This window comes from Embleya hyalina, from assembly GCF_003967355.1.
GTDB lineage: Bacteria > Actinomycetota > Actinomycetes > Streptomycetales > Streptomycetaceae > Embleya > Embleya hyalina.
Genome location: NZ_BIFH01000032.1, coordinates 174,376 through 189,437, shown reverse-complemented (window position 1 = coordinate 189,437; position 15,062 = coordinate 174,376). Strand labels below are relative to the sequence as shown.

Sequence of the window (15,062 nt, the reverse complement as noted above, 5' to 3'; positions counted from 1 at the left end):
CCGCGGGTCGTTTGTGCGGGGCATCGGCTATTCCTGCTCGCTCGCGAGCGCGTTCAGCGCGGCGGCGGTCATCGCGCTGCCGCCGCGGCGGCCGTGCACGACGAGGTAGGGGATGCCGGCGGGGTGCTCGGCGAGGGCCTGCTTGGACTCCGCCGCGCCGATGAAGCCGACCGGGATGCCGATGATCGCGGCGGGGCGCGGGGCACCCAGGTCGATCAGTTCGAGCAGCCGGAACAGCGCGGTGGGCGCGTTCCCGACGGCCACCACGGCGCCGCCCAGGTCGTCCACCCACAGGTCCACGGCGGCGGCACTGCGGGTGGTGCCCTGCTCGGCGGCGAGCACGGGGGTGCGCGGATCGGCGAGCAGGCAGCGCACGTCGTTGTCCCGGGGCAGCCGCTTGCGGGTCACCCCGGACGCGACCATGTTCGCGTCGCACAGGATCGGCGCCCCGTCGCGCAGCGCGGCCGAGCCGGCGCGGGCCACGTCGGGATGGAAGCCGACGTCCTGCGGCAGGTCGGTCATGCCACAGGCGTGGATCATCCGGACGACGACGCGCGAGACGTCCTCGGGGAAGCGGGACAGGTCCGCCTCGGCCCGGATGGTCGCGAACGAACGCCGATAGATCTCGGGGCCGTCCTTGATCCAGTCGTCCACGTCGGCTGCTCCTTCGCCCGCGAGCGGGGTGATGGTGGTCGGGGTGATGGTGATCGGGGTACGTGGCGGCCGGCCACGGCGGGGGCGGGTCGTGGGGCGCGCGCCGACGCTCATGTCCGACTCGGCGGCCCGGTCGGCGCGGTCGCCCCCTCGGCACCCGGTGGGCCGGCGGCACCCGGCCGCAGGGCCAGGTAGCCACCGTCCTCCCGGGCCACCAGCACGGTCGCCCCGGCGGGCGTGCCACAGGCGCGAGCACAACCGACCCAGTGCGTGGCGACCCGACCCGGGGAGGCCGGACCGGCGTCGCCGTGGGGGTCGCCGTCGAGCGTCGCGTCGGGGTTCTCGTCGAGGACGAGTGCGGCGGCCCGGGAGCGGCCCAGTGCGTGGCGGGTCGCCTCGGCGCGGACGTCGGCCAGGGCCCGGCGGCACGCCCCCAGGCCGCTGCACGCGCTCACCCCGCGCCACGGCGACGCGGGATCGGCGGACAGGCCGGCCGCCGCCAATCCCGCCGACACGCCCGCCGGGTCGGACAGATCCCGGACGACCAGGCCCCGGGAGCCGGTGATCCGTACCTCGGCCCCCGTCGCGACCAGCGCGTGCATGTGTTCCGGCGTCAATCGGCCGAGCGGCACCGAGACCCCGACGGCGTAGCGGCCGTCACCCTGACGCAGCACCCCGATCGGCGGCCCCGCGTCGCGTCGCCGCGAATCCGGGTGCGTCGCCGCGTCGTCGGGGGCCGGGTCGGGCTGCCCGGGGCGTCCCGGATCCGCGCCCAGTGCGGTGGCGAACGCGACCGCGCCGAGCGGGAGTTCGCGGACGTGCCAGGCGCCGCTGTCGGCGCGGGCGGTCAGGAACGCGCGGGCCGCGCGGACGATCGCGGTCGCCGCGTCGGCCGGGGCGAAGCGCCACCCCGTGTCGTGGCCGGCGGCGTACAGCGCGACGGTGTGCGCGGACCGGGCCACCAGGTCCAGGTCGTGGCGGGCGGAGGCGATCGGGAGGCCGCCGTCGTCGACGCCGATCAGGAAGCGGCCGGACAGCGCGGTCAGGTCCGGCGCCGCGCACACGGCCTCGTCCACGGCGGCCAGGATCGGGTCGGCGTCGAGCAGGGCCCGCGGATCGCGACCCGCCAGCGGGCTCGCCAGGATGTTGCGCACCCGCTCGTGGCTGCGCGAGGGCATCAGGCCGGCCGCCGCGACGGCGTCGGCGAAGGCGGGCAGGTCGGCCTCGGCCAGGCCGCGCAGCTGGATGTTGGCGCGGGCCGTCAGGTCCACCGATCCCGTGCCGAACCGCCGTGCCAGGGCGGCGAGTTCACGTACCTGGCGGGGCCCGAGCCGGCCGCCCGGCAGGCGTACGCGCGCGATCAGTCCGTCGTCGGCGGGGGACGTGTCCACGACCCCGGGACAGGCGTCGTCGCGGTCTCGGATCGGCACCGCCCCACCCCCTTCGTGCCGCCTCGCCGGCCTGCGTCGGGGTGTCCGGTCGGTCGCCCCGGGCCGGATCGTGCACCGGCCAGATGCGACACTGTTGCATATGGACGACGGTGTGCAGCACCCCACCCCCGACCCCGTGGCCGAGGCGGTGCGGCAGATCCGCGCGCACGGCGAGCGGGTCACGGTGGCGCGGACGGCGGTGTTGCGGGTCCTCGCCGACGCCGACGAACACCTGAGCGCCGACGCGATCTTCGCCGCCGTCTCCCGTGCGGCGCCGGGGGTGCACCGGACCACGATCTACCGAGCGCTCGACGCCCTCGAACGCCTCGACCTGGTCGCCTTCACCCGGCTCCGGCACGACGCGGCCACCTACCACCTGGCGGGCCATCTCGTCGGCGGCGCGCGGGTGTACGTACGCTGCCGGGTCTGCGGCACGGTCGGCCACGCCCCGGGCGACCTGCTGGACGACGTGGCGTTCCGGCTGGCCGCGGAGCAGGGCTTCGCCCTCGACCCGACCGCCGTGGCCCTGACCGGCCGCTGCGCACGCTGCGCCACGCCGACCTAGCGTTCTCGGCCCGGCCGGATCCGGGCCCGGTCGGCCGCGTGCGGGTGGCGGTCGGGGCCCGGGGGCCGGCGGCGGCAGCGGCGGCCCGCACCGGGGCGGGTCAGGCCGGGTGGACGAAGCGGTACCCGTCGGACAGCGCCTCGGGCAGCCATACCTCCAGCGCGGCGATCGTCTGGTCGCGCTCCCCGCCGCCGTCGTGGTTGAGCACGATCGAGCCGGTCGTGAGGGCGCCGCGCACCCGCTCGGCGATCACGTCCGCACCCGGGCGCGACCAGTCCCGCGGATCGACCGACCAGCCCAGCGGACGCAGGCCGGAGGCGCTCAGCGCACCCATCACCTCCGCCGACCAGCCGCCGTACGGGGCGCGGAACCACTCGACCCGATAGCGGGGCAACACCTTCGCGATCGCGGCGAGATTGCGGTCGACCTGCTCGGCCACCTCGTCCGGGTTCAGGCGCCGAAGGTCCGGGTGGGACCACGAGTGGCCGGCGATCATGTGTCCGGCGTCGTGGATCGCGCGCACCAACTGGGGATGTTTCTCGACCTCGCTCCCCACGACGCAGAACGTCGCGCGCACCCGATGGCGGCGCAGTACCCGGAGCACCCCGGGGGTGTAGTCGGGATGTGGCCCGTCGTCGAAGGTCACCGCGACGCGTCGGGGGCCGGCGTCGACCGTGCGCACCGGTTCCGGGACGAAGGCGGGGCGGGGGGCGGGCTGCTTGTCCGTGGCGGAGGCGGACGGAGCGGCGGCGAAGAGACCGAGGGTGGTGGCCGCGGCGGCGCCCATCAGCAACGTGCGGCGCGACGACGTGGCGGAAGTGGTGTCCATGTCGTGTATCTGGCATACGTCCGTGGTCACTTCGGTGCGGACACGCGCGAGTCGGGCGGAGTTCACCGGTTCGGAGCACATGATCACACCGGCGCGGATCGCCCCGCCGAACCCCCCGAGGCCGGCCCACCACCCCCCGAGGCCGGCCCACCATCCCGACGCCGGCCCGGGTGGTCCACCCGAGCCGGCGTCACCCGCGCGGCCTACTCCCGCGCGGCCCGGTGCCGCTCGGCGGCCAGTCCGACCACGACGCCCATCACCGCCGCGGCGGCCATCAGGCCCGCCTGGATCTCGAAGGCCCGGGCGAATCCGTCGATCGCCGCCCGGCCCTGTTCCACGCCCGACGCGACCCGGTTCCTGGTGTGATCGGTGGCGACCGTGACGAGCACCGCGATGCCGATCGCCGCGCCGATCTGCTGGCACGTCGTCACCATGGCCGACGCGACCCCGCCCTCGGCCTCGTCCGCGCCGCCGGTCGCGGTGTTGATGATCGCGACGAACGCCACCCCCAGACCCAGTCCGGTGATCACCAGCGCGGGCAGCAGGTGCGCGGTGAACGAGCTGTGCGCGTCCAGTCGGCTGAGCGACCACATGCCGCCGGCCGCGACCGCCGGACCCAGGCTGACCGGCAGCAGCGGTCCCCGGCGCGCGAGCAGTTTGGTGGACACCGCCGCGCCGGCGCCCATGCCGACGCTGAACGGCAGGAACGACAGACCGGTGCGCATCGGCGACCAGCCCTGGATGCGCTGCATGTACAGGGTCAGGAAGAAGAACATCGCGAACAGCCCGCCGGCCGCGACCAGGACCAGGACGTCGGCGAGCACCACGTGCCGCATCCGCAACAGCGCCCGGGGCAACAGCGGTTCGGCAGCGGCCCGTTGACGCACGGTGAAGCCGAGGGCGAGGACGACGGCCACGCCCAGGCCGAGCAGCGTCCGGGTCGAACCCCACGGGTGCTTGTCGGTTTCGACCACCGTGTACACCAGGGTCAGTACGGCGGCGGTGCCGAGCGCCGCGCCGGCGAAGTCCGGTACCCGGCGCGGCGCGTCCCGGTCGTCCGGGCCGATCGTCCGGGGCAGCGCGAACAGCGCGAGCGCGCCGATCGGCAGGTTGATCAGGAAGATCCAGCGCCAGTGGGTCCATTCGACGAGCGCACCGCCCAGGAGCAGCCCGGTGGCCGCGCCGAGTCCGGTGAGCGCGGCCCACGTGCCGAGCGCGCGGGCCCGTTCGGCCGGGTCGCGGAAGGTGGCCAGCAGGATCGACAACGCGGCGGGGGAGAGCAGCGCGCCGGCGACGCCCTGCGCCGCGCGGGCGCCGATCAGCACCCCGGCGTTCGGGGCCAGCCCGCAGACCGCCGAGGCCAGGACGAACATCGTCAGGCTGATCCCGAACAGCCGGCGCCGGCCGAGCAGGTCGGCCAGCCCGCCGCCGATCAGCAGGAAGCCGCCGAAGGTGAGGAAGTAGGCGTTGGTGACCCAGGAGAGCGAGCTCTCGCCGAATTCGAGGTCGTCGCCGATGGTCGGCAGGGCGACGTTGACGATCGTGTCGTCGACCAGCAGGACGAACTGGGCGACGCACACCAGGAGCAGCACCAGCCTGGGGTTCGTCGGGCGGCCGGCACGTCCGGACGCGGAAGTGTCGATCCCCCGTGGCGCGGCGGTGACGGGTATCCCTGAGGCAGCCATCGGCCATTCCTACGTTCGTAGAAGCAATTTCTATAGTTGTAGAGAAAATTTCTACAAGCGTCAAGCTCAGGGATAATGGACCCATGCCGCACGACAACGAACCCGCCACGTCGTCCCCGCCCCCCGCACGGGCCGACCGCCGCACGCTGATGCTCGACGCGTCGATCCGGGTGCTCGCCTCACAGGGGTTGCGCGGGCTGACCCATCGCGCGGTGCAGGAGGAGGCGGGGCTGCCCAACGGCTCGGTGACGTACTACTTCAAGACGCGCGATCAGCTGATCCTGGCCGTGATCGACCGGATGGCCACGCGGGACAAGATGTACGCCAACGAGATCACCCACGAGCTGATGCGGATGACGGCGGTGCGCCCGATCGCCATCGACTACCCGCGGATCGCCGGGTTCGTGCGTGATTGGTGGAACGACGGCCGCGAGGTGCAGTTGGCCCGGCTGGAGCTGGAACTCGCGGGCGCGCGCGAGCCGTTGATCCGCGAGGAGATGATCCGCTGCCAGGCCGAGTTCCGCGGCTTCGCCGAACTGGTCGCACTGGCTCTGGGATCGACGAACGCGCGCCTGGACGGGCACGTCCTGCTCGCCCTGCTCCAGGGCCTGCTGTTCGACCACGTCACCCGCGACTGGGAGGACCCGGAGATCCTGGAGGTCGGCCTGCGCCGGGCGATCGAGTCGGTGCGGTACTGAGACGCCGGGGGCGGGCGCGTCGAGCCCCGCGACGGGCCGGCCTCGCGAGCCGGCGCCGAAGCCGTGCGACGATCAGTGCCGGTTGTGGCCCCGCGAATCGGAGTCGTGCACCACGTCGGTGATCCGGCTGACCCCGTGCACCCGCTCGGACAGCGACGGCAGCACGCCGAGCGAGGGCCCGACCGCCAGTGCCACCACCATCAGAGCGAGCATCGCGGCGGCCTGTGTGGTCCGCCGGGTCCACCAGCGCACGCCCGCCGCCCGGCCGGGTGCCCGCTCGTTGTCGTTGCGCGTTCGCGTTGCCACCGCTCGACGAACAGCCATCTCTCCGACTCCCCATCCATCGCACGCCGCTCTTCGACGGTTGTGGCCCCGCGCCGTCGATCCCCTGCCGTGCTGCCTCCACTCTCGTCCTTTTCGGCCCGGACGTCACGGGGCGCGAACCCCTCCGCACAGGGTTCTCACAGAGTTGTGACAGTCCATTGGTCCCGGCAACACCGACCATGGGGATTCCCGCCGCGGGAACGGCACGCGGCGGGCGGCGGATCCGGCGGGTCAGCCGCCGAGTTCGACCGGCAGGCTGCTCAGTCCGCGCACCCGGACCGAGGGTTGCCAGGAGATCGGCCCGTGCCGTCGGACCTTCGGGAAGCGGGTCAGGACGGTACGGACCGCGATCTCGCCCTCCAGGCGGGCCAACGGTGCGCCGATGCAGTAGTGGATGCCCTGGCCGAAGCTCAGGTGGCGGGCCGGGTCGGGCCGATCGAGCCGGATGCGGTCCGCGTGCGGATAGCGGCGCGGATCGCGGTTGGCGGCCGCGATGGACAGGAACACCGTGTCCCCCGCCGGGATGGTCACCCCGCCCAACTCCAGGTCCTCCAGCGGGAATCGCCGGATCGCGAGCAGCGCCGGCGACATGTGCCGGGCCACCTCCTCGACCAGGGTCGGCACCGCCTCCGGGTCGGCCCGCAACGCGTCGCGCAACACCTCGTCGTCCACCATCGCGTACAGCGCGCCGGCCATCAGATTGGCCGAGTTCTCATAGCCGGCGAACAACAGCAGGAAGGCGAGCGAGGTGAGTTCGTCCTCGCTCAGCCGATCGTCGGCGTCCCGCGCGGCGATCAGCGCGGACAGCAGGTCCGGACCGGGATTCGCCCGTTTGGCCGCAAGCAGCGCGACGAAGAACGCGTACATCTCGCGCACGGTCGAGCGGATGCCCTCGCGCGTGGCGTCGGCGCCGAGCACCGCGTTGGTCCAGGTGCGGAAGTCGGTCCGGGACTCGGCCGGTACGCCGAGCAGTTCGGAGATCGCGCCGACCGCGAACGGGGTGGCGAAATCCCGGGCCAGATCCACCCGTTCGCGGGCGGCGAGATCGTCGGCCAACGCCGCGGCCGCACGCTCCAGTTCGGGGCGCAGGTTCGCGGTGTGTCGCGCGGTGAACGCCCGGCCGGCGAGCCGACGCAGCCGGGTGTGGTCCGGCGGATCCATGTTCAGCAGGTTGGCGTCCAGGGCGGGCGGCAGTTCGAACCCCTTGTAACCACCCGGTTTGGCCCGGGACTTGTCCAGCGAGAACCGGGGGTCGCCGAGCGCCGCCTGCACGTCGGCGTGCCGGGTGACCAGCCACGCCGGGCTGCCGTCGGGCGCGACGATCGTGTGTACGGGACCGGCCTCGCGCATGCGGGCGAAGACGCCGTGCGGATCGTGGGCCATGGCGCGGGCGACATCCACCGGGAACCGCTTTTCGATCGGCGACAACACGTTTCGCCAACCTATCGACGCCGCCGGGCGAAGCCAAACCCGCTCCGCCCGGGCCCGCGTCAGCGCGGGATTCGGCCCAGGAAGTCGGCGATCAGCGGAGCCACCTCCGCGAGCTTGTCCTCCAGGGCGAAGTGGCCGGTGTCCAGGACGTGCACCTCGGCGTCGGGCAGGTCGGCGAGGTAGGCGTGCGCGCCGGCCTCGGGGAAGAACATGTCGTTGCGGCCCCAGACGATCAGCGTCGGCGGGCGGTGCTCGGCCAACCAGGCCTGCCACCTCGGGTACAGCGCGACGTTGGTGTGGTAGTTCAGGGCCAGGTCGACCTGGGCCTCCTTGCGCCCCGGCAGGTCCAGGAAGTGCTGGTCCAGCGTCCAGCCGTCGGGGGCCACCAGCGTCGGGTCGGCCGTACCGCCCTCGTACTGGCCGCGCGTGACCGGCAGGACCAGCAACTCGGCGGCCCGGTCCCGTGCACCGGCGACCTCGGGGGTGAGCGCGACGAAGTCGCGGGCCGACTCGGACAGGCCCTCGGCGTACGCGTTCGCGTTCTGCACGATCAGCCCGGCCACCGCCGCCGGCCGCCGCTCGGCCAGCCGCATGCCGACCGGCCCGCCGAAGTCGAAGGTGTAGAGCACGTAGCGATCCAGCCCGAGCGCGTCCACGAATCCCTCGACCACGTCGGCCAGCCGCTCGAACGAGTAGGTGAACCCGTCCGGCGCCTCGGTGTGCCCGAAGCCGGGGTAGTCCGGCGCGACCAGGTGGAAGTCGTTGCCGAGCACGTCCATCAGCCGACGGAACTGATGCGAGGCCGACGGGAACCCGTGCAGCAGGAGCAGCGTGGGCGCATCCGCGGGCCCGGCCTCCCGATAGAAGACCCGAACCCCGTCGACCTCCACGAACCGGTGCGCCACCTGCGGAATCACGGCGATGTTCATGATCTTCTGCCTTCGTCGTCGGGCTGGTGGGTCAGTTCTATCGAGCTTTGATCTAATGAGTCAATGAGATGTGAAGCATTAGTTTGATCTTCGCTCGCGTTGCATACCCGAAGCGATATACGGGAGCCTCCAACAGGCATTGGACGGACATGTCGCGGCGCGGGAGGCTCGGGGTGGGAACGCCCGAGGTGACAAACCCGGGCATGGATGGTGGACAACGACGAGGACGATGGTGGCGACGGCGACCGTCACCGCGGCGAAGGGATCGGCGATGGCACGTTCGGTGGTCGGGAAGGCGGTCCGGCCCGCGCACTACGTGGCGGGGGAGTTCCGGTCCGTCGGCGCCGCGCGGTTCCCACTGGTGAACCCGGTGGACGGGGCGGTGGTGGGCGAGGTGCCCGAGGCCGACCGGGAGACGGTGGACGCGGCCGTGGCGGCGGCCCGGGCGGCGCTGGCCGCGTGGGGCGGCTCCTCCGTCGAGGTGCGGGCCGCGGCGCTGCGGCGGATCGCGGACGGCGTCGAGGCCCGCTTCGACGAGTTCGTCGACGCCGAGGTCGCGGACACGGGCAAGCCGCGCGACCTGGCCGCGAGCGTGGACATCCCGCGTGCGATCGGCAACTTCCGGGCCTACGCCGACCTGCTGTACGGCCGCCCCGAGCGGGCCCACTCGACCGCCGTGCCCGGCTGGAGCGGCGGCACCGGGCAGGCGCTCAACTACAGCGTGCGCCGGCCGCTCGGCGTGGTCGCGATCGTCTCGCCGTGGAACCTCCCACTGCTGCTGCTCACCTGGAAGGTGGCGCCCGCGCTCGCGGCCGGCAACACCGTGGTGGCCAAGCCGTCCGAGGAGACGCCGTCCACCGCGACGCTGCTCGCCGAGGTGATCCACGAGGTCGGCCTGCCGGTCGGCACGTTCAACCTGATCCACGGTCACGGCGCGGGCGCCGCCGGGGAGTTCCTGACCGCGCATCCGGACGTCGACGCGATCGCGTTCACCGGCGAGTCGGCCACCGGTACCGCGATCATGCGGGTGGCCGCCGAGCACATCACCCCGGTCTCCTTCGAACTCGGCGGCAAGAACCCGGCGATCGTGTTCGCCGACGCCGACTTCGAGCAGGCCGTGGCGGGCACCCTGCGCTCCGCCTTCACCCACTCCGGGCAGATCTGCCTGTGCACCGAACGGGTCTACGTCGAGCGCTCGATCCACGCCGACTTCGTCGCCGAACTGGGTCGCGGGGCACGTGCCTTGACCGGATACGGGCCGATGATCTCGGCCGCGCACCGGGACAAGGTGTTGTCCTACTACCGGCTCGCGGTCGAGGAGGGCGCCACGGTGGTCGCCGGCGGCGGGGTGCCGGCCTTCGGCGACGAGCGCGATCGGGGCTTCCACGTGGAGCCGACGGTGCTGACCGGCCTGTCGCAGGGCGCGCGCACCGTGCGGGAGGAGGTCTTCGGGCCGATCTGCCACGTGGCGCCGTTCGACACCGAGGACGAGGCGGTCGCGCTGGCCAACGACAGTCCGTACGGCCTCGCGGCGACGGTCTGGACCCGCGACCTGTCCCGCGCGCATCGGGTGGCCCCGCGCGTCGCGGCCGGGATCGTCTGGGTCAACTGCTGGAACCTGCGCGACCTGCGCACCCCGTTCGGCGGGATCAAGGCGTCGGGCATCGGTCGAGAGGGCGGCGAATACTCGCTGGACTTCTTCTCCGAGCCGGTCAACATCTGCATCGCGATCTGAAGGCGTCGAGGACGCCGAGACACCGAAGGCTCTGGAGGGTCCGGAACAGTGACGAAAGCCAGCGGGACGGCCGGCGAGGCGAACGGCGGGAGAGCCGTCGAGGCCGCCGCCGCACGACTGCTCGACGCGGAGCGAACGGGCGTGCCGTGCACACCGGTTCGCGACCTGATCGACGGTGTCGAGCAGGCGTACGCGGTCCAGGAACGACTCACCCTGGCCCGGCTCGCCGAGGGCCGCCGACTCGTCGGCCGCAAGATCGGCCTGACCTCCGCCGCCGTACAGGGTCAACTGGGGGTGCACGAGCCGGACTTCGGCATGCTGTACGCCGACATGGCGGTGCCCGACGGGGCCGAGATCCCGGTCGGCGCGGTGTCGCAAGCGCGCGCCGAGGCCGAGGTGGCCCTCGTGCTGGCCGCCGACCTCACGCACGAGCGGCACACCGTCGCCGACCTGATCCGCGCCACCGCGTTCGTCCTGCCCGCGATCGAGGTGTGCGGCAGCCGGGTGCGCGACTGGGACATCTCCATCGTGGACACGATCGCGGACAACGCCTCCTCCGGGATGTACGTGCTGGGCAACCGCCCGGTGGCGCTCGCCGACGTCGACCTGCGGCTCGCCGGCATGGTCCTGGAGCGGCGCGGCGAACCGGTCTCCACCGGCATCGGCGCCGCCTGCCTGGGCCATCCGCTGCACGCGGCCCTGTGGCTCGCCGACCACCTGGTCCGCCTCGGCCGCCCGCTGCGCGCCGGGGACACCGTGCTCACCGGCGCGCTCGGCCCGATGGTGCCGGTCGCCCCGGGCGATGTGCTGGAGGCCCGGATCGACGGACTCGGCGACGTCCGGGTCGCGTTCGCCGCCGGCGATGCCGAGGCCGCCGTCGACTCCCGGGAGGACGACCGATGAGCGACGCACACGACGTGGACCCGGTCGCGGCGCTCGCCGCCCGGCTGGACGAGGCCGCGCTCGCCGGGCGTACCGCCGAGCGCCCCACCGACACCGCCGACCTCGACCCGGCGACCGCCTACCGGGTCCAGCGCGCCGTGATCGAGCGGCGGATCGCCCGGGGCGAGGCGCCGATCGGCGTCAAGATGGGCTTCACCAGCCGCGCCAAGATGATCCAGATGGGCGTCGACGACGTGATCTGGGGACTGCTCACCGATGCGATGCTGATCGAGGAGGGCGGGGTCCTGGACACGGCCGGCCTGATCCAGCCGCGGATCGAGCCGGAGATCGCCTTCCTGATCGGCCGCCCGCTGGCCGGCGCGATCACCCCGGCCGAGGCGGTGCGCGCGGTCGCCGGGGTCGCGGTCGCCTACGAGGTACTGGACTCGCGCTACGCCGACTTCGCCTTCACCCTGCCCGACGTGATCGCGGACAACGCGTCGGCGGCCGGCTTCGGCGTCGGCCCCTGGCGGGACCCGGGCGCGGTCGACCCGGCCAACCTGGGCCTGCTCGTGGAGATCGACGGTCGGCCCGTGGCGACCGGGTCGTCGGCGGCCATCCTGGGCAACCCGCTGCGCTCGCTGATCGCCGCCGCCCGGCTCGTCGCCGAGGCCGGCCTGGAACTGCGGCCCGGGTGGATCGTGTTGGCCGGCGCCGCCACCGCCGCGCTGCCGCTGCCGAAGGGCGTCCACGTACGGGTGTCCGCGGCGGGGCTGGGCCGGGCCGAGGTGAACACCCGGTGAGCGCCGGCGACGCCATCGTGGTCGCCGGCAAGGCCGCCCCGCGCGGCCGGTTCCCGCACGTGCGACGGGCCGGCGACTTCGTCTACGTGTCGGGAACCAGTTCACGGCGCCCCGACGGCGGCTTCGTCGGCGCCCGGGTGGACCCGACGGGCACCACCGACCTCGATATCCGCGCGCAGACCCGGGCCGTGATCCGGAACATCGCCGACCTGCTCGCCGCCGCCGGGGGCGGGCTCGCCGACGCGGTCTCGGTGACCACGTACCTCGTGAGCATGAACGACTTCGGCGGCTACAACGAGGTCTACGCCGAGTACTTCGACGAGACCGGCCCCACGCGCACCACCGTCGCCGTGCACCAACTCCCGCACCCGCACCTGCTGATCGAGATCTCCTGCGTCGCCTACATCCCGCGGCCCGCGCCGTCCGAGGACGCCGCCACGATCCGAAACGTCGCCACCGTCTCCACCGTTCCCACCGTCGCCTCCGTCGTCGAGTCCCGAAAGGGCGAGATGAGCCTGCCGAAGCCGAGCAACGGCCTGCCGTTCAACTTCACCGCCTGGATCGACGAGCATCGGGACCTGCTCCGGCCGCCGGTCGGCAACGTCCAGATCTGGACCGGGACCGACCTCGTGGTCACCGTGGTCGGCGGCCCCAACCAGCGCACCGACTTCCACGACGACCCGCTGGAGGAGTTCTTCTACCAGCTGCGCGGTTCCATGGTGTTGCGGGTGATGGAGGAGGAGGGCCGGCCGCCGGTCGACATCCCGATCGACGAGGGCGACGTCTTCCTGTTGCCGCCGCACGTACGCCACTCCCCGCAACGTCCCGAGCCCGACAGCGTCGGACTGGTGATCGAGTCCGCTCGGGCCGAGGGCGAGGTGGACGCGTTCGAGTGGTACTGCGTCGAGTGCCACCGCCTGGTGCACCGCTCGCCGGTACAGGTGCGCTCGATCGTGGACGATCTGCCGCCGCTGTTCGAGGCGTTCTACGCCGGCGACCGCGCCTGCCCGCACTGCGGCGCGATCCACCCGGGCCGGGACTGGCCCGAGGCGATGCGGCCGAGGATCGTGCCCCGACGCGGGGCGGCCGGGTGAGCCCCGACCGCGACGCCGCCCGCTCCCGCCACCACGCCCCGACCGCCGGCCGAGCCCGGCGGTGCACCACGGAGGTTCCGTGACTGTCATCGACGTCCACGCGCACGTTTTCCCCAGGATCTCGCGGGCCGAGAGCCGCGTGCTGACGGGCGCGGGCGAGCCGTGGCTGCGGGTGCGCGGGGACGGCACCGGGATGATGATGAGCGGCCCGGACGAGTACCGCCCGGTGCGCGCGCCGCTGTGGGACGCGGAAAGTCGGTTGGCCGAGATGGACACGCTCGGCGTGGACGTCCAGGCGATCTCCTCGACGCCGCTGATGTTCGGCTACGCGGCCGAGACGGCGCGCGCGGTCGAGTGGTGCGACCTGGTCAACGACCGCATCCTCGACTACTGCTCGGCCGACCCGCGGCGGCTGCTGCCGCTGTGCCAGGTGCCGTTGCAGGACCTCGGCGCGGCGCGGGAGACGGTGTCGCGGGCGGTCGCGGCCGGGCATCGCGGCGTACACATCGGCAACCACGTCGGCGAGCGCTACCTCGGTGACGACGGCATCGTCGAGTTCCTGGCGCACTGCGGGGACGCGGGCATCCCGGTCCTGGTCCACCCGTGGGACATGCTCGGCGGCGACCGGATGCGCGACCACATGTTGCCGTGGCTGGTCGGGATGCCCGCGGAGACCCAGTTGAGCATCCTGGGGATGATCCTGCGGGGCGCGTTCGAACGGCTGCCCGCGTCGTTGAAGTTGTGCTTCTGCCACGGCGGCGGCAGCTTCGCGTTCCTGCTCGGGCGGGCCGACAACGCGTGGCACAACCGGGATCTGGTGCGGGCCGACTCGCCCAGGCCGCCGTCGGAGTACGTGCGCAGGTTCTACGTCGACTCGGCCGTGTTCGACCCGCGCGCGCTGCGGTTGCTGGTCGAGGTGATGGGCGCGGACCGGGTCATGCTCGGCACCGATTTCCCGTTCCCGCTGGGCGAGTCGGACCCCGGCGGGGTGGTCCGGGACTGTCCGGAGCTGAGCCCCGACGAGCGGGCGCTGATCCTCGGCGGCAACGCGGCACGCTTCTTCGCACTCGCCGACCCGGCCGCGATCAGGCGGGCGGAGCCGGGGGTTCGCCTTCTATCGTGACGCGCGCGACCGAGTCGTAGAAGCACAGGTGGCCGGCGATGTCGGGCACCGACGCGATGGGCTCGGGGTACTCCCAGGCCACGTCGGGGCGCGGGGCGGAGTCGGCGCCGCCCAGGTAGGTCCAGTAGGACGCCTCACCCTTGAACGGACACGTGGTGTGCGTGTCGGTGGGCTCGAAACGGGTCAGGTCGACGTCGTCCGGCGGCAGGTAGTAGCGGATGGGCAGACCCGTCTCGTAGAGCACGACGGGGCGGGTGGACCGGGCCACCACCTCGCCGTCGATCTCGACGGTCACGGTCTGGGTGCTGTGCACGGTGGTCACGACGTGGCCGGGTGTGGACGTCGGCACGGGGTCTCCTCCGGTGGGCGGGGGTGTCCTTCGTCGGCACAACCGCCCGAACCCGGGATGCATTCCGGCCGTTCGCGGGCCGAACGTGTGAGCAACGTGTGGATAGCTGTATGGATCGATTCAATTGGTATAGACCTATTGCTCGCGTCGAGGGCACCGGCTAGCGTTTTCCGCGTGCGCGCCGGCACCACATGTTCCACATGTACTGCCCCGAACGACCTTTCCAACGCCCCGAGTCGCCCTCGGGTCGAGAACGGAGTCGAGCACATGCGCAAGGCTATGGCGGGTATCGCGTTGGCCGCGGCAATGTTGGGCGTGGGGGTTGCCGCGCAACCCGCGATGGCGGATCCGAGCGGCTTCTACCTCTGGGGTTACTACCCGAACGCCGAGTCGTGCGACGCGGCGGGCAAGGCCACGGTCCCGGCGCATGGACCGGTGTACCTGTGTCTGAACAACGGCGGCACCGTCTACGCCCTCTGGGTGCACTGACGGATCGGTAGCCAGGGACGGCTACCCACCGCCTCGTCGGGC

Annotated in this window: 16 protein-coding genes and 1 pseudogene; 9 read left to right on the top strand and 8 right to left on the bottom strand. The window is 72.9% G+C overall.

Annotated features, from left to right (window positions below; translation table 11 throughout):
* Positions 1–27: 27 nt before the first annotated feature.
* The gene (locus EMA17_RS34995) at positions 28–654 is read right to left on the bottom strand and encodes a precorrin-8X methylmutase (RefSeq protein WP_126641191.1); all 627 of its coding nucleotides are present in this window, start codon (positions 652–654) and stop codon (positions 28–30) included.
* Positions 655–764: 110 nt separating this feature from the next.
* Entirely contained in the window at positions 765–2,084 is a 1,320-nt protein-coding gene (locus EMA17_RS34990; protein ID WP_160161677.1) for a ferredoxin-like domain-containing protein, read from the bottom strand.
* Between the two features lie 100 nt (positions 2,085–2,184).
* On the opposite strand from EMA17_RS34990, the gene EMA17_RS34985 reads away from it, so the two are divergent.
* Entirely contained in the window at positions 2,185–2,649 is a 465-nt protein-coding gene (locus tag EMA17_RS34985) for a Fur family transcriptional regulator (RefSeq protein ID WP_126641189.1), read from the top strand.
* A gap of 100 nt (positions 2,650–2,749) precedes the next feature.
* On the opposite strand, the gene EMA17_RS34980 is transcribed toward EMA17_RS34985, so the two are convergent.
* On the bottom strand, positions 2,750–3,478 hold the full coding sequence (locus EMA17_RS34980; RefSeq protein WP_160161676.1) for a polysaccharide deacetylase family protein: 729 nt from the start codon (positions 3,476–3,478) through the stop codon (positions 2,750–2,752).
* 203 nt (positions 3,479–3,681) lie between these two features.
* Entirely contained in the window at positions 3,682–5,163 is a 1,482-nt protein-coding gene (locus EMA17_RS34975) for an MFS transporter (RefSeq protein ID WP_126641187.1), read from the bottom strand.
* Between the two features lie 83 nt (positions 5,164–5,246).
* On the opposite strand from EMA17_RS34975, the gene EMA17_RS34970 reads away from it, so the two are divergent.
* Positions 5,247–5,861 carry a TetR/AcrR family transcriptional regulator gene (locus tag EMA17_RS34970; protein WP_126641186.1) on the top strand — a complete coding sequence of 205 codons (615 nt, stop codon included), beginning with the start codon at positions 5,247–5,249 and terminating at the stop codon, positions 5,859–5,861.
* A gap of 72 nt (positions 5,862–5,933) precedes the next feature.
* Here the strand turns inward: EMA17_RS34970 and EMA17_RS34965 are convergent, their stop codons facing one another.
* From EMA17_RS34965 to EMA17_RS34955, 3 genes are all read right to left on the bottom strand, one after another.
* The gene (locus EMA17_RS34965) at positions 5,934–6,167 is read right to left on the bottom strand and encodes a hypothetical protein (protein WP_126641185.1); all 234 of its coding nucleotides are present in this window, start codon (positions 6,165–6,167) and stop codon (positions 5,934–5,936) included.
* A gap of 249 nt (positions 6,168–6,416) precedes the next feature.
* The gene (locus EMA17_RS34960; RefSeq protein WP_126641232.1) at positions 6,417–7,568 is read right to left on the bottom strand and encodes a cytochrome P450 family protein; all 1,152 of its coding nucleotides are present in this window, start codon (positions 7,566–7,568) and stop codon (positions 6,417–6,419) included.
* Positions 7,569–7,675: 107 nt separating this feature from the next.
* Positions 7,676–8,545 (bottom strand): alpha/beta fold hydrolase, encoded by an 870-nt coding sequence (locus tag EMA17_RS34955; protein WP_126641184.1) that lies wholly within the window; start codon positions 8,543–8,545, stop codon positions 7,676–7,678.
* 271 nt (positions 8,546–8,816) lie between these two features.
* On the opposite strand from EMA17_RS34955, the gene EMA17_RS34950 reads away from it, so the two are divergent.
* The 6 genes and pseudogenes from EMA17_RS34950 (at position 8,817) to EMA17_RS34925 (ending at position 14,182) form a co-directional block, all read left to right on the top strand.
* Positions 8,817–10,280 carry a 2-hydroxymuconic semialdehyde dehydrogenase gene (locus EMA17_RS34950; protein ID WP_246127102.1) on the top strand — a complete coding sequence of 488 codons (1,464 nt, stop codon included), beginning with the start codon at positions 8,817–8,819 and terminating at the stop codon, positions 10,278–10,280.
* Positions 10,281–10,328: 48 nt separating this feature from the next.
* Positions 10,329–11,183, top strand: a complete 855-nt coding sequence (locus EMA17_RS34945; protein WP_126641182.1) for a 2-keto-4-pentenoate hydratase — start codon at positions 10,329–10,331, stop codon at positions 11,181–11,183.
* Positions 11,180–11,965, top strand: a complete 786-nt coding sequence (locus tag EMA17_RS34940) for a 2-keto-4-pentenoate hydratase (protein ID WP_126641181.1) — start codon at positions 11,180–11,182, stop codon at positions 11,963–11,965. The genes EMA17_RS34945 and EMA17_RS34940 overlap by 4 nt, the downstream gene beginning before the upstream one ends.
* Before the next feature lie 14 nt (positions 11,966–11,979).
* Positions 11,980–12,378, top strand: a pseudogene (locus tag EMA17_RS34935) (RidA family protein); the annotation flags it as partial.
* A gap of 96 nt (positions 12,379–12,474) precedes the next feature.
* Positions 12,475–13,059: a 3-hydroxyanthranilate 3,4-dioxygenase gene (locus EMA17_RS34930; RefSeq protein ID WP_126641231.1), complete on the top strand. Its 585-nt coding sequence runs from the start codon at positions 12,475–12,477 to the stop codon at positions 13,057–13,059.
* Positions 13,060–13,138: 79 nt separating this feature from the next.
* Positions 13,139–14,182, top strand: coding sequence for an amidohydrolase family protein (locus tag EMA17_RS34925; protein ID WP_126641180.1), 1,044 nt, complete (start codon positions 13,139–13,141; stop codon positions 14,180–14,182).
* Here the strand turns inward: EMA17_RS34925 and EMA17_RS34920 are convergent.
* The gene (locus EMA17_RS34920) at positions 14,145–14,531 is read right to left on the bottom strand and encodes a DUF427 domain-containing protein (RefSeq protein ID WP_126641179.1); all 387 of its coding nucleotides are present in this window, start codon (positions 14,529–14,531) and stop codon (positions 14,145–14,147) included. The two genes, EMA17_RS34925 and EMA17_RS34920, sit on opposite strands and share 38 nt — an antisense overlap.
* Before the next feature lie 267 nt (positions 14,532–14,798).
* On the opposite strand from EMA17_RS34920, the gene EMA17_RS34915 reads away from it, so the two are divergent.
* A complete protein-coding gene (locus EMA17_RS34915) occupies positions 14,799–15,020 on the top strand; it encodes a hypothetical protein (RefSeq protein ID WP_126641178.1) in 222 nt (73 codons plus the stop codon).
* Positions 15,021–15,062: the final 42 nt, after the last annotated feature.